The 15,822-nt window shown below is 71.2% G+C and carries 17 protein-coding genes and 1 pseudogene; 5 read left to right on the top strand and 13 right to left on the bottom strand.

Features of this window, described 5'->3' with window-relative positions; all coding sequences use genetic code 11:
* From AB0K15_RS31820 to AB0K15_RS31810, 3 genes are all read left to right on the top strand, one after another.
* Positions 1–288: cytochrome d ubiquinol oxidase subunit II (locus AB0K15_RS31820; protein ID WP_364058699.1), on the top strand; the 288-nt coding region annotated here is incomplete at its 5' end.
* Positions 289–392: 104 nt separating this feature from the next.
* Positions 393–2,252: a glycoside hydrolase family 15 protein gene (locus AB0K15_RS31815; protein WP_364058696.1), complete on the top strand. Its 1,860-nt coding sequence runs from the start codon at positions 393–395 to the stop codon at positions 2,250–2,252.
* Positions 2,249–3,589: an NAD(P)/FAD-dependent oxidoreductase gene (locus tag AB0K15_RS31810; RefSeq protein WP_364058693.1), complete on the top strand. Its 1,341-nt coding sequence runs from the start codon at positions 2,249–2,251 to the stop codon at positions 3,587–3,589. Before AB0K15_RS31815 ends, AB0K15_RS31810 begins: the two co-directional genes overlap by 4 nt.
* A 67-nt stretch (positions 3,590–3,656) precedes the next feature.
* Here the strand turns inward: AB0K15_RS31810 and AB0K15_RS31805 are convergent.
* The 6 genes and pseudogenes from AB0K15_RS31805 to AB0K15_RS31780 form a co-directional block, all read right to left on the bottom strand.
* A pseudogene (locus AB0K15_RS31805) lies at positions 3,657–4,953 on the bottom strand (glucose-6-phosphate dehydrogenase (NADP(+))).
* A gap of 188 nt (positions 4,954–5,141) precedes the next feature.
* Positions 5,142–5,531 (bottom strand): hypothetical protein, encoded by a 390-nt coding sequence (locus AB0K15_RS31800; protein WP_364058690.1) that lies wholly within the window; start codon positions 5,529–5,531, stop codon positions 5,142–5,144.
* Positions 5,528–5,794 (bottom strand): hypothetical protein, encoded by a 267-nt coding sequence (locus AB0K15_RS31795; protein ID WP_364058687.1) that lies wholly within the window; start codon positions 5,792–5,794, stop codon positions 5,528–5,530. The genes AB0K15_RS31800 and AB0K15_RS31795 overlap by 4 nt, the downstream gene beginning before the upstream one ends.
* Positions 5,795–5,806: 12 nt before the next feature.
* Complete coding sequence (locus AB0K15_RS31790) at positions 5,807–6,910, bottom strand: VWA domain-containing protein (protein ID WP_364058684.1); 1,104 nt, start codon at positions 6,908–6,910, stop codon at positions 5,807–5,809.
* Positions 6,903–7,778 (bottom strand): MoxR family ATPase, encoded by an 876-nt coding sequence (locus tag AB0K15_RS31785; RefSeq protein WP_364058681.1) that lies wholly within the window; start codon positions 7,776–7,778, stop codon positions 6,903–6,905. Before AB0K15_RS31785 ends, AB0K15_RS31790 begins: the two co-directional genes overlap by 8 nt.
* A 4-nt stretch (positions 7,779–7,782) precedes the next feature.
* Positions 7,783–8,031: a hypothetical protein gene (locus AB0K15_RS31780; RefSeq protein WP_364058678.1), complete on the bottom strand. Its 249-nt coding sequence runs from the start codon at positions 8,029–8,031 to the stop codon at positions 7,783–7,785.
* A 99-nt stretch (positions 8,032–8,130) separates the two neighbouring features.
* Here AB0K15_RS31780 and AB0K15_RS31775 point away from each other — a divergent pair, with 99 nt between their 5' ends.
* Complete coding sequence (locus AB0K15_RS31775) at positions 8,131–9,075, top strand: LysR family transcriptional regulator (RefSeq protein WP_364058675.1); 945 nt, start codon at positions 8,131–8,133, stop codon at positions 9,073–9,075.
* 8 nt (positions 9,076–9,083) lie between these two features.
* Here AB0K15_RS31775 and AB0K15_RS31770 read toward each other — a convergent pair whose 3' ends face one another.
* Positions 9,084–9,371: an antibiotic biosynthesis monooxygenase family protein gene (locus AB0K15_RS31770; RefSeq protein ID WP_364058672.1), complete on the bottom strand. Its 288-nt coding sequence runs from the start codon at positions 9,369–9,371 to the stop codon at positions 9,084–9,086.
* Positions 9,372–9,439: 68 nt separating this feature from the next.
* Positions 9,440–9,652 carry a hypothetical protein gene (locus AB0K15_RS31765; protein ID WP_364058669.1) on the bottom strand — a complete coding sequence of 71 codons (213 nt, stop codon included), beginning with the start codon at positions 9,650–9,652 and terminating at the stop codon, positions 9,440–9,442.
* Between the two features lie 128 nt (positions 9,653–9,780).
* Here AB0K15_RS31765 and AB0K15_RS31760 point away from each other — a divergent pair, with 128 nt between their 5' ends.
* Positions 9,781–10,113, top strand: coding sequence for a hypothetical protein (locus AB0K15_RS31760; RefSeq protein ID WP_364058666.1), 333 nt, complete (start codon positions 9,781–9,783; stop codon positions 10,111–10,113).
* A 164-nt stretch (positions 10,114–10,277) separates the two neighbouring features.
* On the opposite strand, the gene AB0K15_RS31755 is transcribed toward AB0K15_RS31760, so the two are convergent.
* The 5 genes from AB0K15_RS31755 to AB0K15_RS31735 form a co-directional block, all read right to left on the bottom strand.
* Complete coding sequence (locus AB0K15_RS31755) at positions 10,278–10,601, bottom strand: putative quinol monooxygenase (RefSeq protein ID WP_364058663.1); 324 nt, start codon at positions 10,599–10,601, stop codon at positions 10,278–10,280.
* 887 nt (positions 10,602–11,488) lie between these two features.
* On the bottom strand, positions 11,489–13,138 hold the full coding sequence (groL, locus tag AB0K15_RS31750; protein ID WP_364058660.1) for a chaperonin GroEL: 1,650 nt from the start codon (positions 13,136–13,138) through the stop codon (positions 11,489–11,491).
* Positions 13,139–13,188: 50 nt separating this feature from the next.
* Positions 13,189–14,214 (bottom strand): NAD(P)-dependent alcohol dehydrogenase, encoded by a 1,026-nt coding sequence (locus AB0K15_RS31745; RefSeq protein ID WP_364058657.1) that lies wholly within the window; start codon positions 14,212–14,214, stop codon positions 13,189–13,191.
* Positions 14,211–14,780, bottom strand: coding sequence for an iron-sulfur cluster assembly protein (locus tag AB0K15_RS31740; RefSeq protein ID WP_364058654.1), 570 nt, complete (start codon positions 14,778–14,780; stop codon positions 14,211–14,213). The genes AB0K15_RS31745 and AB0K15_RS31740 overlap by 4 nt, the downstream gene beginning before the upstream one ends.
* Positions 14,777–15,811: an amidohydrolase family protein gene (locus AB0K15_RS31735; RefSeq protein WP_364058651.1), complete on the bottom strand. Its 1,035-nt coding sequence runs from the start codon at positions 15,809–15,811 to the stop codon at positions 14,777–14,779. The genes AB0K15_RS31740 and AB0K15_RS31735 overlap by 4 nt, the downstream gene beginning before the upstream one ends.
* Between the last annotated feature and the right edge of the window lie 11 nt (positions 15,812–15,822).

Genomic DNA, 15,822 nt, shown 5'->3' with positions numbered 1-15,822 from the left:
CGCGACGCCGCCCGCGGTGCGCGGGTGCTCGCCGTGGTCGCGGTGGCCTGCATCATTTTCAGCTGGGGCGTGGCCCAGTGGCCGTACCTGCTGCCGGAGAGCGTCACCGTCTCCGCCGCCGCCGCGCCGACCGGAACCTTGACCGCGTTGCTCGTCGCTGTGGGCGTCGCGGTGGTGATCGTGCTGCCCGGCTTCGTGCTGCTCTACGTGCTCGACCAGCGCCGCCTGCTCCCGGAGGAAGGTGTCGAGGACGCCGCCGACCGCGCGGCCGGCACCGAGGCCGGCTGAGCCGGACCGCAATCACCCCCGAAAGGTGATTGCCGCGCCGCCCGGTCCATCGATCGTCGAAGCAGGCCCGCGACTTCGCGCGTCACGATTGTGAAGGAGCTCCCGTGAACGCCACGACCTCGCCCTTTCCGCGGATCGCCGACTACGCGTTCCTGTCCGACTGCCACACCGGTGCCCTGGTGGCGCCCGACGGGTCCGTCGACTGGCTGTGCCTGCCCGCGTTCGACGCCCCGAGCAGCTTCGGCAACCTGCTCGACCGCGGAGCCGGATCCTTCCGGTTCGGTCCCTACGGGATCAACGTGCCGACCTCGCGCGCCTACGTGCCGGGCACCAACGTCATGACCACCACCTGGCACACGCCACGCGGCTGGCTGCTGGTCCACGACGCTCTGACGATGGGCCCGCGGCGCGGCCACGACACGGTCACGCCCCACACCCGGCCGCCCGCCGACAACGACGCCGACCACCTGCTCGTGCGCACCGTCGAGTGCCTCGAAGGCGCACTGGAGGTCGAGCTGGTCTGCGAGCCGGCGTTCGACTACGGGCGGGAGCCGGCCGTCTGGACCATGGACGGTAACGACCACCACGCCGACGCGAGCGGCGCCGGCCAGACCTTCCGGCTGAGCACCGACATGCTCATCGGCATCGAGGGCGGCACCGCGCGGGCCCGGCACGTGCTCACCAAGGGCGAGAAGGCGTTCTGCGCGCTGTCGTGGGCCGAGAGGCTGTCCTCGCCGGCCGATTTCGCGGAGGCGCAAGCCCGGATCGACGCGACCGTCCAGTTCTGGCGCAGCTGGCTCTCCCGGGCCCGCATCCCGGACCACCCGCTGCGCCCTTCCCTCGAGCGTTCGGCGCTCACCATCAAAGGCCTGACCTACATGCCGACCGGCGCGACGGTCGCGGCGCTGACCACGTCGTTGCCCGAGGCGCCGGGCGGCGAGCGCAACTGGGACTACCGCTACACCTGGATCCGCGACACCACCTTCACGCTCCAGGCGCTGCACTACCTGAACCTCGACTGGGAAGCCGGCGACTTCATGCAGTTCGTCGGCGACCTCGAACCGAACGCCGACGGCGGCCTGCAGATCATGTACGGCATCGACGGCCGCCGCGACCTGGCCGAGTCCACTCGCGACGATCTCGGCGGCTACGAAGGCGCCCGGCCGGTCCGCGTCGGCAACGGCGCGTTCGACCAGCGCCAGAACGACGTCTTCGGCGCGGTGCTCGACTCGCTGCTGCTGCACACCGCCAGGAGCAAGCACCTGCCGCGCCGGCTCTGGCCACTCGTCCAGTCGCAGGCCGCGGCCGCGACCGCGGTGTGGCGCGATCCGGACCAGGGCATCTGGGAGGCGCGCGGCAAGCCGCAGCACTACGTGTCGTCGAAGCTGATGGGCTGGGTGGCGCTCGACCGGGCCGCCAAGCTCGCGAACATCCGCGACGACGACGAGCTCGCGAGCCAGTGGCGCAAAACGGCCGACGAGATCCGCGCGGACATCCTCGAGAACGGCGTGAGCGAACGGGGCGTGTTCCGGCAGCACTACGACACCGACGCGCTCGACGCCTCGACGCTGCTCGCCGCGTTGTTCGGCTTCCTGCCGGGCACCGACGAACGCATGCGCAAGACGGTGGACGCGATCGCCGACGAGCTGACCGAGAACGGCTACGTCCTGCGCTACAAGACCGACGAGACCGACGACGGGCTGTCCGGAAAGGAAGGCACGTTCCTGATCTGCTCGTTCTGGCTGGTCTCCGCGCTCGCCATGGTCGGCGAGATGGACCGGGCGACCAGCCTGCTGGAGCGCCTGCTGCGGATCTCGTCGCCGTTGGGGCTGTACGCGGAGGAGTTCGAGGTCGACCGGGCGCGGCACCTCGGCAACTTCCCCCAGGCCTTCTCGCACCTCGCCCTGATCCAGGCGGCGAGCCGGATCATCCTGTCCGACTTCATGGCGGAGCTGTCGCTGTGACCGCGCGGCGAGCCGGGGACCGGAACGTCGTGGTGCTGGGCGGCGGACTGGCGGGCGTCGCGTGTGCCCGGAAGCTCGGCGACGAGGGCATCGGCGTGACGCTGGTGGACCGCAACGATTACCACCAGTTCCAGCCAATGCTGTACCAGGTCGCGACCGCACAGCTGCCCGCGGAAGACATCGCGCGCCCGCACCGGGTGATCTTCCGCGACCACCCGACGGTCGAGGTCCGCACCGCGCGCGTCACGGAGCTCGACGTCGCGGGCCTTGGGCTGACCCTGTCCGGCGGCGAGCAGGTCAGCGGATCGCACCTGGTGATCGCGGCGGGTGCGCAGCCCGAGTACTTCGGTGTCCCGGGCGCCGCGGAGCACGCGTTCCCGCTCTACTCCGTGGCCGACGCCGTGCGACTCCGGCTGCACGTACAGGACCTGGTGCGGGAGGTCTCGGAAAAACGGCTCGGCGACGACGCTCTCGACATCGTCGTCGTGGGCGGCGGCCCGACCGGCGTCGAGATCACCGGCGCGCTCACCGAGCTGATGACCGCCCTCGCGGCCCAGGAGCGGATCCCGCCCTCGCCACGGATCTTCCTGGTCGACCGCGGCAGCAGGCTGCTCGGCGCCTTCTCCCACCGGTCGCACCAGTACGCCCACAAGCGCCTCACCGAGCGCGGCGCCGAGCCCCGGCTGGACACGGGAGTCGCGGCGGTGCACGCCGACCGGGTGGAGCTCGACGACGGCACCACGATCCGCACCCGCACCGTCATCTGGGGCGGCGGCGAGTCGGCGGCGCCTGTCGTGCAGGCCGCCGCCGAGCTCGGGACCGGCCGTGGCGGGCGGGTCGACGTGCTGCCCGACCTAACGGTCGCCGGACACCCGGACGTGTATGCGATCGGAGACGCGGCCAACATCCCGGCGCGGCATCACGGGACGCTGCCGCAACTGGGCTCGGTGGCCCAGCAGTCCGGCGAATGGGCCGCCGGCAACATCCTGCGCCGGCGAGCCGGACAGCCCGCGAAACCGTTTCAGTACAAGGACAAGGGCATCATGGCCATGATCGGCCGCAACGCCGCCGTCGCCGAGGTCGGCAAGCACCGCCACCAGGTCGACGGGCCCCTCGCGTTCGCCGCCTGGCTCGGCGTCCACGCGATGCTGCTGAGCGGGGTGCACAGCAAGGTCGACGCCTTCATGTCGTGGGCGTGGGACTACTTCGAGCGCGACCACGCCGCGATCGTCGAGTGGTCCACGAAACCGCACCGCGTCGTGTGGGAAGACGACGACGCGGACGTTCCGCACATCTCTCTCGACCGGGGCGACGCCGCGACGCCGGCCGGCCGTTGACGACGAGGACGGCTCGGAACCACTCCGCGCCGGCGGCCGGCCACCGGCGCGGCTCGGCCGGGCCCGGTCAGCGGGAGGTCCAGGGCGTGCGCCAGCCGCCGAACCCGGCCGTGATCTCCTGGGCCGCGGCCGGCCCCCAGGTTCCGGGTTCGTAGGCCTGCACCGGCGGCGGGGCGTCGAGCAGCGGCTGCATGACCCGCCAGGTCTCCTCGACGCCGTCCTGGCGGGAGTACCGGGTGCTGTTCCCGATCATGGCCGCGTGGAGCAGAACCTCGTACGGTGTCGGACCTTCGCCGCCCTCGTCCGCGAACTCCATGTCGAGCTCGATCGGCGCGATGCGGGCCACGTCGGCGCGGAACGCGTCGACCTGGATCCGGACCCCGGTCGACGGGTCGAGCCTCAGGACGAGCTGGTTCGGCTGCGCCGCGTGGCCGATCAGCCCGAACCCCAGCTTGGGCGGGCGCTTGAACACCAGCCGCAGCTCGGTCTGCGTCACCGGCAGCCGCTTGCCGGTCCGGATGAAGAACGGCACGCCGGCCCAGCGCCGCGAACGTCTCGGTGGCCGAGTCGCGCGGAACGCCGTCGATGTCGAGGTAGCCGCGGTACTGCCCGCGTACGTAGTGGGCCGGATTCGCTTCCACCACCGCGCGGAACAGACCGACCTGCGACTCCTTGAGCGTCACCGGGTCGCCCCGTGACGGCGGCTCCATCGCGGCGGCCGCGACCACCTGCATCAGGTGGTTGACGACGACGTCGCGCAACGCGCCGACCGGGTCGTAGAAGTGACCGCGGTCCTCGACGCCGAAGCTCTCCGCCATCGTGATCTCCACGCACTCGAGGTAGTTTCGGCTCCACAGCGGCTCGAGCACGGCGTTGGCGAAACGCAGGTGGAGGATCTCCTGCAGCCCCATTTTTCCCAGGTAGTGGTCGACCCGGAACAGCTGCGCCTCGTCGACGAACTGGTGCAGCTCGTCGGCGAGCGCACGCGCGGACTGCTGGTCGTGGCCGAACGGCTTCTCGATGACGAGCCGGGCGCCGGTGGTCAGCCCGGCCTCGGACAGCCCCTTGACCACGCGGGCGAACAGGAACGGCGGGATCTCCAGGTAGAACACCGGTGTCGCGGCGCCGTGGACGGCGGCTCCGATCCGGTCGTAGGTGGCCGGATCGGTGAAGTCGCCGCTGACGTAGGACAGCCTGGCGGCGAACCGGTCGAAGACCGCCTTGTCGAGGTCTCCGGTCGCTTCGATCGACGACCGCGCCCGTTCGACGAGCTGATCGAGTGTCCAGTCGTCGGCGGCCACCCCGACGACGGGACAGGTGAGCAGGCCGCGGGCCTCGAGGCGGTAGAGCGAACGGAAGGTCATCACCTTCGCCAGGTCGCCGGTGATCCCGAAGATCACGAGGACGTCGGCCAGCGGCGGCTCGGTGGATGTCGATGTCATCCCTGCCTCCAGCTCCGTCACGGCGCCGCGCGGGCTCCGGTCGTGTCCGGGAGCATCGTCGCCGCCGACCGAGCGGCCCGGCCTCATCCGTGGAGGATGAGAGGGGCGCCTCAGCGTTCGTGGCCGATCCACTCCTCGGCCCAGCTGTGGTCGAACTGCGTTTCGTTGCAGCGCGGGTGGTAGACGGCGGTGAGCTCGCGGACGATCTGCTCGCGGTGCGCGGGCAGGCCGCCGGGGACCTCGTAGGTGCAGATGTGGACCTTCCACCGGGAACCCGCGCGCGCGATCCAGCACTGCGCGCGCGGGTGGCGGAACGGCAGGTCCGCCCGGGACAGGTCGCCGGTGTGGCCGACGTAGATCACGGCGTACCGATCGGGCCGGGCTTCGGGTTCGGGGCGGTAGAGCACGGCGTACACCGCGGCGACGGCGGGCGGCGCCCACCCGCCGAGCAGGCGGGGGCCCTCGAACGGGTACCCGGAAGCCGGGCCGAGGCGGATCACTCGTCTTCGCCCACGGCCTCGACCCGCCCGACCGGCAACGACGGCAGCCCGGCCTCCTTCGCCGCGCGGCGGAACTCGGCCGTGGCGAGCGTGATCGCCTTCTCGCGGTCGGGCGCCTCGACGAGCAGGCGTGCGCCGTAGCTCATGGTGCCGATCCCGCTGGCGATCCCGCCCGACGCCGCGACCGCGTCGGCCAGGCTCACGATCTCCTCGCGCGTGAACACGCGGTCGCCGTCCGCTTCGATCCCCACGCTCCACCGCATCGCCGGTGCTCCTCACCGAGCCCGTGGCAGCGCTGCCGCGAGCTCCTCCAGGCTGCGCAGGTCGTGGCCGGCCACCAGCAGGTCCACGTACGGCGCGGCGATCCTCATCCCGAGCGGCGCCGCGCCGAGCGCACCGCCGTGCGGGTTCGTCCACACCAGCCGGTGGCACAGCCGGGAAAGCCGCTCCACCGCCTTCGCCAGCACCTCCGGGTCACCGCGGTCGAACCCGTCGGAGCAGATCACGACCACGCCGCCGCGGCAGCGGCCGCGCCGGCCGAAGGTGCGCACGAACTCGTCGAGCGCGGCGCCGATGCGGGTGCCGCCCTCCCAGTCGACCACGGCCTCGGCCGCTCGCGCCAGGGCCTCGTCGGCGTCGCGGGTGCCGAGCTGGTCGGTGATCCGCGTGAGGCGGGTGCCGAAGCAGAACACCTCGACCTTCGCCGCGGCGCGGCGTGCGGAGTAGGCGAACTGCAGGAGCGTGCGGGAGTAGCCGGCCATGGAGCCGGAGACGTCGAGGACGAGGATCAGCGGCCGCAGCCGCACGCGGCGTTCGCGCCACCGCAGCGCGCGGGGCTCGCCGAACGTCCGCAGCGAGTCGCGGACCGTGCGGCGCAAGTCCGGTTCGTGGCCCTTGCGGGCGGGCCGGGTGCGGCGCGTCCGCCGGCTCGGCGGGGTGAGGCGCAGGCGCGCCATGATGCGGCGGATCGCGGCGAGCTCTTCAGGCGTGCAGGTGCCGAAGGACTTGCGTTTCAGACTGTCCACATCGGACGCGGTGAGCCCGAGGAGGGTGTCGGTCTCGTGTTCTTCTCCGGTGCGTTCGGGTTCGGGCAGCGCCAGCGTGGCGTCGACGCCCGACTCGGCGAGGATCGTGAGCACCGCCGCCGGCGACTCGCCCGCGCCGAGGAAGTAGCGGCGGAACGTCTCGTCGTAGCGGGGAAGGTCTTCGTGGCGCTTCAGCAGCGTGGTGCGGCCGCCCCAGTAGAGGTCGGCGAGGTCGGTGGTGTCGAGGACCGTCATCGCGCGGCAGCAGCCGAGCGCGTCGCCGGAACCCACGGGCAGCCCGGCTTCGCGCAGGGCCCGCGCGAAACCCACCAGCACGCGGGTGAGCTCAGCCACCGGAGGCGAGTTCCGCGAGGTGCGCCCGCACCACGTCGAGGTCGTCGCGGTCTTTCACGATGGCGCCGAGCGTGTCGCCGGCGGAGCGTTCGTCGAGCGTGCGCTCGCCGAGGAACCGCAGCATGCGAGCCCAGTCGATGGTCTCCGCGACCCCGGGCGGCTTGGCGAGGTCCAGCTCCCGCAGCCGGCGCACGGCGGCCACGACCTGACGGGCCAGGGTCTCTTCGACGCCGGGTTCGCGCACGAGCACGATCTCCAGCTCGCGGTCCGCGGCAGGGTAGCCGAGCCAGTGGTAGAGGCAGCGGCGTTTGAGCGCGTCGTGCAGCTCGCGGGTGCGGTTGGAGGTCAGGACCACGAGCGGCGGGCTGGGCGCCACGATGGTGCCGATCTCGGGCACGGTGACCTGGAAGTCCGACAGCAGCTCGAGCAGGAAGGCCTCGAACTCGTCGTCGGCGCGGTCGATCTCGTCCACGAGCAGCACGGCGCCGGCGCCCGCGCGGACGGCGGCCAGCAGCGGCCGTTCGACGAGGAACTCGGGACCGAACAGCTGCTCGACCACCTCGCCGGACTCGGCCTGGTGGTCCTGCAGCGCGCGGATGCGCAGCAGCTGGCGGGCGTAGTCCCATTCGTAGAGGGCCTGGGCGGTGTCGATGCCCTCGTAGCACTGCAGCCGGATGAGGCGGCGGCCGAGCACGGCGGCGAGCGTCTTGGCGACCTCGGTCTTGCCGACGCCGACCTCGCCTTCGAGCAGCACGGGCCGGTGCAGCCGCAGCCCGACCAGCAGTGCGGTGGCGAGGCCGCGGTCGGCGAGGTACGCGCCGTCACGCAGGGCGGCGGTGAGCCCCGCGACGGTGTCCGGGTCGGCCATCCCGCTACGACTGCTCGTCCGCGCCGAGCACGAGGTCACGCACCGTGCTCGTGCCGGGCTTCAGCTTCCCCTCGCGGGCGAGCTGGTCGTGCCACGCCGTGTGCAGGTCGCCGTTCTCGGCGAGCCCGTCGAACCCCACGGCCGACATGCTCTTGCACGAGCGCTGGGGCCCGCAGGCCGCTTCCAGCTCGTCGGCGTCCTGGCCGTGGGCACGCCAGACCTCGCGCAGGACTTGCAGCGCTTCGTCGTCCATGGGGCGAGTCAACACCGCGCGCGCGGTTGTCCGGCGCTGGATTAACCCTTTGCTTAAGGAGTATTGTCCAGGATCCGGGGTTACCGAGAGTATTTGACCATGACACTGGGCCAGCTCAACGCGTTCGTCCTGGTGGCAAGGCTGGGGTCGGTCACCGACGCCGCGAAGGCGCTCGGCGTGAGCGAACCCGCGGTGTCGCAGGCGCTGGCCGCGCTGCGCCAGCACCACGGCGACAAGCTGCTCATCAAGCGTTCCGGCGGCATGACGCTGACCGCGGGCGGCAGCCGGCTGCTGCCCATCGCGTCGCAGATGGTGGCCCTCGGTGCGGAGGCCGACGCCGCCGTGCGCCAGGCCAACGGCGTCGCGGCGCGCTTGCAGCTGGCGGTGACCAGCGAGATCGCGGAGTTCGTGGCCAACCCGCTACTGGAGGCGTTCACGCGAAGATCCGGCAACGCCATCGACGCGTCGTCCGGGCTCGCGCGCACGGCCGAGCTGCCGGTGCTCATCACCAACCGGCTGGCCGACGTGGCGTTGGGCCCCGACGTGACCGGCGACGCCGGTGACCTCGACTGCACGCCGATCTTCCGCGCGTCACTCGTCGTGGTCGGCTCGCCGCACTGCCGCCACCAGGGCAGCCCGGCCCACTGGCCGTGGCTGCTCGACCCGGCCGGCGCAGACCCGGGCAGCGACACCGGCCGGCTGCTGGCCCGCCTCGGCGTGCCCGACGACGCGATCCAGGTCTTCCCGAACCAGACGGCCGCGTGGTCGGCGGCCGCCAGCGGGGGCGGGGTGTCGGTGGCGCTGGAGCACCTCGTGGCGCCGCAGCTGCGCCGCCACGAGCTCGCCGTGGTGCCGACGCGCCACACGCCCATGTCGACGTGCTGGTACGTGACGACGCTGCCGACCGACCGCCGCACGGGTGCCGCTAACTCGCTGCGGCACTTCCTGACGACGCCGGCGGCGATGCACGTGATGCGCGCGCCGGGCAGCGGCGTGCCGCCTTCGCGGTTCCGGCCGCCGGTGTACGTGACGATCTGGTCCTAGGTGCCCGGTCAGGTCAGCGGGCGCACGCCGGCGACGTCGTACTCGGCCACCTCGGCGGCGAGGATCTCGGCGTTCTGCTCGTCGCCGGCGCCGCTGCCCCGGAACGCCTCGACGGCCGCGCGCGACTCCCAGCGCTCGTAGACGACGATGCGGCCGGGGTCCACCAGGTCCGCGGTGAGGGAGAAGCCGAGGCAGCCGGGCGCGTCGCGGGCCTGCTCGACCACGCTCACGCAGCCCGCCAGATAGGGCTCGCGCCGGCCGGGGTCGACGACGAGGTGCCCGGCGACGATGAGCATGTGCCGCTCCTCGGCTGGATCCGATTTCCGTTGCGGCGAAAGAGGTTCAGTGGTCTATTCGCGGTTTTTCAGCGGGGGAGCGGCTTGCGCGTGTTCCCCGTGACGAGGTTCCCGATGCTCACTCCGACACCGACCCCCACCTCGGCCGCCCACGCGAAGCCCAGCGCCGTCGTGAGCGCGATGCTCCACGCCAAACCCGGCTCTTCCTTGCGGGACAACGATTTCACCCCCTCGGTCGTTCTTCGTGGTGTGCTGGTCTGCTCCTGCACGGATGCTGTCATGTCCCCACCGTCCGTCGAGTCAGCGGCGTCCACGCTAACAACGTGAGCCGTCGTGGCCAGGGACTTCACCCGGACGTTGTAATCGACGAGGATCGTGACAGGCAGCGACTCGAAGAAGGAGAGACCACATGGGACTCAAGGACATCACCGCGTCCACAGCGGAGCTGTACACGGCGCAACGCGTCTACGGCGACCCGGTCGAGAAGGATGGCATCGTTGTCATCCCGGCCGCCATGGTGACCGGCGGCGGGGGCGGTGGGCAGGAGGCGCAGGACAAGGAAGGCGTGGGCTTCGGGCTCTTCGCCCGCCCCACGGGAGCGTTCGTCATCCGCGGCTCGGAGGTCACGTGGGTGCCCGCCGTGGACGTCACCGCCTGGGGCCTCGCGGTGGGCGGGATGGTCGTCTCGCTGGCGTGGATCCTCACCCGCGCGACGCGGCACCGGCGGGGCAGAAAGCGCTGACGGGATGCCCGGGGGATTTGCTCGGGTGATTCGCCGGCCGGTCTTCCGGGGATTTCTCGGGTGATTCGCCGGGCGATTTCCCCGGCGGTTTCCCGGTGATTCGGCCGGACAGGTCCGGACCCGTCGCGGCGGTCCGGACCCGTCCGGCCTTGGGGTGGGAGCGGTCAGTCGATGCGGAGCTCGCCCATCGGGCTCCAGCCGGCGCCGGGGGCGTCCAGGCTGACGATCTCCGGGGTACGGGCGATGACGTCGGGCATCCACGCCATCGCCTCCGCGAAGTGCGGCGACTTCACGTGCGCGCGGCCGGCTTCGGGGTCGGCGAACGCCTCGACCAGCACGAACTGGTGAGGCACGTCGACGCTGCGCGACCACTCGAAGAACAGGTTCCCGGGCTCGCGCCGGGTGGCGAGGGTGAAGTCGTCGACCAGGCCGAGCCAGTCCTCGCTCCGCTCGGGCCGGACGGTGAACTTGACGACGATGAAGATCATGCTGTCCTCCGAACGGGGCACAGACGGCGCACGAGGCCACGCTGCCTCGTGACCGGGCGTGAGCCGGGCGCCGCGACCACCCGTACTCACGACCGGCCGCGGCCCCCGGCGGGCGTCCCGCGCCGGGAACCGAGTCCGGGTTCGCCGGGGCTGGGTCCTCGCCCCGGCTGCCGTTGCCACGGCTGCCTCACTTGCCATCGGTACCGGACTTGCCATTGGTACGGACTTGCCATCGATACCGGCAACCTGCCATCGCGGTGGCGGGTTGCCCTGGCAACCGGCTGGTCGGACGGTCCACTTGCCACTGGGTGTGGCACCTTGCCGTTCCGTCGGTCGGTTGCCGTGGGTTTTCGGTCTTGCCACGGCGACTTGCCGTACTCGTGGCGCCGTGCCGTTGGCGCGACGCCTCGCCATGGCGATGGCGATTTGCCGTTGGCGGTGGCTGGTTGCCATGGCTGTGGCGACTTGCCCTTGCCGTGCGCCTTGCTGCTGCCATGGCGCCTTGCGCTTGCCGTGGCGGCTTGCCCATGGCGTGGCTGGCTGTCACGCCGTTCCGGCAACTGGTGATCCGCCGTCGTGGTTTGCCAGTGGGTGCGGCCTGGTCCCATGGCCCCTGGCACGCGACGGATCCGGTGGCGGGATGCCGTTCGACATGGCAAGTTGCCAAACGGGTCGCCGGTGTGTCAGGGCAACCCGCCGGTTCCGGCGGCTCGTTGCCGGAGTCGTCGGCAAGAACCCGTTCCGCACCGCGCTTGCCGATCGGCGAGGCACCCTGCCGCTCGACCAGCCGGCTTGCCACGCCACACCAGCACCGTGCCGCTCGCTCGACGGGACCGAAACCGGTTCCGCTCCCGGTCCCGTCGAGCAAGCAGCGCCCGGCCGGCCGGTCAGTAGATGTTGGACGGCCGCACCATGCCCTCGGCGAGGTCGCCGAAGCCGGGAGCCACGATGGCGCCCGGGTTCTGGACGATCTCCTCCACCACGAGCGTCTCCGTGGTCAGCAGGAGGGCCGCGATGGAAGCCGCGCTCTGCAGGGCCGAGCGGGTCACCTTGAGGGGATCGATGACGCCGGCCTCGAACATGTCGCCGTACTCACCCGTGAGGGCGTTGAAGCCGTGCCCCGGGGCGGAGGAGCCGACGGCTTCCAGCACCTCGTCGCCGTCGTAGCCGGCGTTGATGGCGATCCAGCGCAGGGGCTCGACCAGTGCACGCCGGACGATATCGCGGCCCACGGCGGCGTCGCCGGTGAGGTCGAGGCTGTCGACTTCGGCGCGGGCCTGGACCAGGGCGGTGCCGCCGCCGGCGACGATGCCCTCCTCGATCGCGGCGCGCGTGGCCGACAGGGAGTCCTCCACGCGGTGCTGCTTCTCCCGCAGCTCGACCTCGGTGGCCGCGCCGACGTGGATCACCGCGACGCTGCCCGAGAGCCGCGCGATGCGTGCCTGCAGGCTGTCCTGGTCGTGCTCGTTCTCGGCGCGTTCCAGCTCCCGCTTGATCTGCTCGATCCGCGCGGACACCGCGGTTTCGTTGCCGGCACCGCCGACGAGCGTGGTGCTGCTCTCGGTGATGGTGATGCGCCGGCAGCGGCCCAGCTGCCCGAGGCGCACCGCGTCGATGCTCTGTCCCGCGTCGCCGGTGACGACCTCGCCGCCGGTGAACACGCCGAGGTCGGACAGCTCCGCGATGCGGCGGTGCCCGAAGCCCGGCGCCCGCACCACGACCGACTTGAACGTGTTGTGCACGTTGTTCGCCACGAGCATGCCCAGCGCGGGCCCGTCCACGTTCTCCGCGATGATCACCAGCGGCTTCTGCGTGCGGGTCACCTGCTCCAGGACCGGCATCAGCGTCTGCACCTTTGAGATCTTCTCGTTGGTGAGCAGGATGTACGGGTCCTCGAACACCGTCTCCATGCGGTCCTTGTCGGTGGCCATGTACGGCGAGATGTAGCCGTTGTCGAACTCCACGCCGTCCGCGAAGTTCACCTGCAGCCCGAACGCGGGCGACTCCTCCACGGTGACCACGCCGCCGAGCCCGACGCGGCCCATCGCCTCGGCGATGATGTCGCCGATCTCCGGGTCGTTGTTGGCCGAAAGCGTCGCGACGTGCGCGAGGTCGCCCGCCTCGGTCACCTCGCGCGCCGATGCCTGCAGCACCTCGACCACGCGCTGCACGGCCTTCTGGATGCCGTTCTTCAGCAGCTGCGGGTTGGCGCCCTCGTCGACCGCACGCAGCCCTTCGCGCACGATCGCCTGCGCCAGCACGGTGGCGGTGGTCGTGCCGTCGCCCGCCACGCCGTTGGTCTTCATCGCCACCTCCTTCACCAGCTGCGCGCCCATGTTGGCGAACGGGTTGCGCAGCTGGATCTCCTTGGCGATGGTGACGCCGTCGTTCGTGATCGTCGGGGCTCCGGTGAGCTTCTCGATCACGGCGTTGCGTCCCTTGGGGCCGAGCGTCACCTTCACCGCGTCGGCGAGCGCGTTCACGCCCGACTCCAGCAGCTGGCGCGCTTCGACGTTGAACCGCAAGTCCTTGGCCATGTCTGTCCTTTCCGTACGGAGGTCGTGGTCGCGGCTGAACCTGCCGGCGGTCAGGGCACGAGGATCGCGCGGCCGCGGACGAGGCCGCGGTCCAGATCGTCGAGCGCCTTCTCGAAGTCGGTCAGGGCGTACGTGCTGGTGTGCAGCGCGACTTTTCCTTGCGCGGCGAGCACCATGAGCTCGGCGAGATCCGAATAGGACCCGACGAGGTTGCCGACGAAGTTGATTTCGGTGGAGATGATGTCGATGGTCGGCACCGCCAGCGTCCCGCCGTAGCCGACCACGTAGTAGTTCCCGGCGCGCCGCAGCATCTTCACGCCGGCTTCGATCGCGCCGCCCTCGCCCACGAAGTCGACGACGGCTTCCGCGCCTTCGCCGCCGGTGAGCTCGAGCACCGCCTGGGCTTCCGAGCCGTCGGCCACCACGAGGTGGTCGGCGCCGAGCTCGCCCGCGAGCTGCAGCGCGTCGGCAGACCGGTCGACCACGATCAGCTCGGCGGGGCTGATCGCCTTCAGCACCTGGATGCCGATGTGGCCGAGCCCGCCCGCGCCGATCGACACCACGCGCTCACCCGGGTGCAGGTGGGCCGCCGCCTTGCGGGCGGCGTGGTACGCGGTGAGCCCCGCGTCGGCCAGCGCCGCCACGGCCGCCGGCTCGAGCGAGGAGTCCAGCTTCACCACAGCCCGCGCGTTGGTGCGCAGGTATTCCGCGTAACCGCCGTCGCGGTCGACGCCGGGGAACGCCGACTGTACACAGTGGACGTCGTCGCCCGCTCGGCACGCCTTGCACAGCCCGCACGTGGCGAGCGGGTGCAGGATCACCGGGTCGCCCACCGACACCGACGTGACACCCTCGCCGATCTCCGCGACCCAGCCCGCGTTCTCGTGGCCGAGCGTGTAGGGCAGCGTGACGCCCGACTTCTCCGCCCACTGGCCCTCGATGATGTGCAGATCCGTGCGGCACACGCCGGCGCCGCCGATCCGCACCACCACGTCGAGCGGACCCCGCACGTGGACGTCGGGCACCTCGACGAGCTCGGGGGTGCGGTCGTAACCGCGCAGCTGCACCGCTTTCACGACGGTACCTCCTCTCGCACCTCGTCGCCGGTCCGGTAGTACCGCGGCTTCGTGGTGTCCTCGATGGACACACGCACACCCTTGGCGAACCGCAGCAGGCTCTCGCGCTCGGGGGACTGCTGCGCGTCGACCTGCCAGCCCTCGTCCACCAGCTTGCGCACGGCCCGCTCCATGCAGGCCAGGTGCGCCTCGCGCCGGAACCCCGGCGGCAGCTCGGCGAGCTCACCACCGGCCTGTTCGGGCACCGGGCCGCCGAAACCGGCGGCGGTGACCTCGTCGCCGGCGCGACGGCCCTCCAGCACGATGTCGACCGTGTCGACGCTCGGCAGGCCCAGCACCGCGTCGTGCGCGTCGGCCACCATCAGGTACGCGAAGTTGGGCGCGCAGAAGTACGCGGGCAGCCGCAGCCGCACCGAAACCGAGTGGCCGCGGTCGTTGTGCAGGCGCACGTGGACACCGGCCACGAACCCCAGGTCCGTGATCGGCTCGTGGAACTCGGGGTCCACCACGTCGGCCAGGGCGCGCCACACCCTGCTGGTCAGCGTCTCCGCCGTCGCCGCGGTCATGCCGGGACCTTCGAACCCGTACCGGTGGCCGCGCGGGCACCGGCCATCCCGGCGGTCACCTCCGCGGGCACTTCGAGGCCGTAGAGCTGCGCGGCGTTGAGGCCGAGGATCTTCTTCTTCGCGTCGGTGGTCAGCGTGCCGTAGTCGCCCTGCATGTCCTCCGGGAACTCGAAGTCCACGAAGGACTCGACGAGCCACTTCGGCTGCCAGATCGCGTAGTCGCTGGCGAAGGTGATGCGGTTCTCCCCGAGCCAGTACAACAGCTCGCCCACGACTTGGGCGAAGTAGCGCGGCCGCGTGTGGATGAACGGCATCGCCACGGCGAGGCAGGCGTAGACGTTGGGCTCCCGCGTGGCGATCCAGCAGAAGTCCTCGAACCGGGGCAGGCCCACGTGCTCGACGACGAAGTTCAGGTTCGGGAACGCGCCGGCCGCGTCGTCGATGTCGGCGACGTCGGCCGAGGCCCGCTCACTCCTCTCGATCGCCGGTCCTTTGTGGATGTGGACGTTGCGGATCCCCAGTTGCTCGCACTTCTCGAGGTAGCGGTAGGCCCACGGGTCCGACAGCTGCCAGCCCTTCGACTCGCCCTTCCACTCCGCCGTGTACAGCTTCACGCCCTTGAGGTCCCACCGCTCGGCCAGTGCTTCGAGCTTGTCCAGCCCGGCCTCGCGGTCGCGAGGGTCGAAGGCGCCGTTGACGATGAACTTGCCGGGGTTGTTCTCCGCGACGGCCCCGTCCTGCTCGGTCGTGTTGAACCCGTTGACGTAGAACTCGGTGAGGTAGGTCGGCTGGAAGATGGCCTTGTCCACGTAGCCCGTCGTGAACAGGTCGTCGATCAGCGTCTCCTCGGAGTACTTGCCGAACTTCTCCAGCGACCACAGCCACTCGGCGGGGCTGAGGGTGCGGTGGTGGTCGTAGAAGCACTCGATGAAGCCCTTGCCGTACCGGTTGGCCTGGTTGGCGGGAGAGCCGTCCCAGAAGTGCACGTGGCTGTCGACGATGAAGTAGCTCTCGCCGTCCTTGCGGTACATGGGAGTCCTTT

Source organism: Amycolatopsis sp. NPDC049253 (genome assembly GCF_040678995.1).
In the GTDB taxonomy this organism is placed as follows: domain Bacteria; phylum Actinomycetota; class Actinomycetes; order Mycobacteriales; family Pseudonocardiaceae; genus Amycolatopsis.
This window is presented reverse-complemented; position numbering and strand designations above follow the sequence as displayed.

Coding starts and splice junctions, on each gene's coding strand:
- groL (WP_364058660.1), bottom strand. CDS start 13,138: ATGGCCAAGGACTTGCGGTTCAACGTCGAAGCGCGCCAGCTGCTGGAG.
- AB0K15_RS31740 (WP_364058654.1), bottom strand. CDS start 14,780: ATGACCGCGGCGACGGCGGAGACGCTGACCAGCAGGGTGTGGCGCGCC.
- AB0K15_RS31775 (WP_364058675.1), top strand. CDS start 8,131: ATGACACTGGGCCAGCTCAACGCGTTCGTCCTGGTGGCAAGGCTGGGG.
- AB0K15_RS31770 (WP_364058672.1), bottom strand. CDS start 9,371: ATGCTCATCGTCGCCGGGCACCTCGTCGTCGACCCCGGCCGGCGCGAG.
- AB0K15_RS31780 (WP_364058678.1), bottom strand. CDS start 8,031: ATGGACGACGAAGCGCTGCAAGTCCTGCGCGAGGTCTGGCGTGCCCAC.
- AB0K15_RS31765 (WP_364058669.1), bottom strand. CDS start 9,652: ATGACAGCATCCGTGCAGGAGCAGACCAGCACACCACGAAGAACGACC.
- AB0K15_RS31735 (WP_364058651.1), bottom strand. CDS start 15,811: ATGTACCGCAAGGACGGCGAGAGCTACTTCATCGTCGACAGCCACGTG.
- AB0K15_RS31755 (WP_364058663.1), bottom strand. CDS start 10,601: ATGATCTTCATCGTCGTCAAGTTCACCGTCCGGCCCGAGCGGAGCGAG.
- AB0K15_RS31795 (WP_364058687.1), bottom strand. CDS start 5,794: ATGCGGTGGAGCGTGGGGATCGAAGCGGACGGCGACCGCGTGTTCACG.
- AB0K15_RS31785 (WP_364058681.1), bottom strand. CDS start 7,778: ATGGCCGACCCGGACACCGTCGCGGGGCTCACCGCCGCCCTGCGTGAC.
- AB0K15_RS31760 (WP_364058666.1), top strand. CDS start 9,781: ATGGGACTCAAGGACATCACCGCGTCCACAGCGGAGCTGTACACGGCG.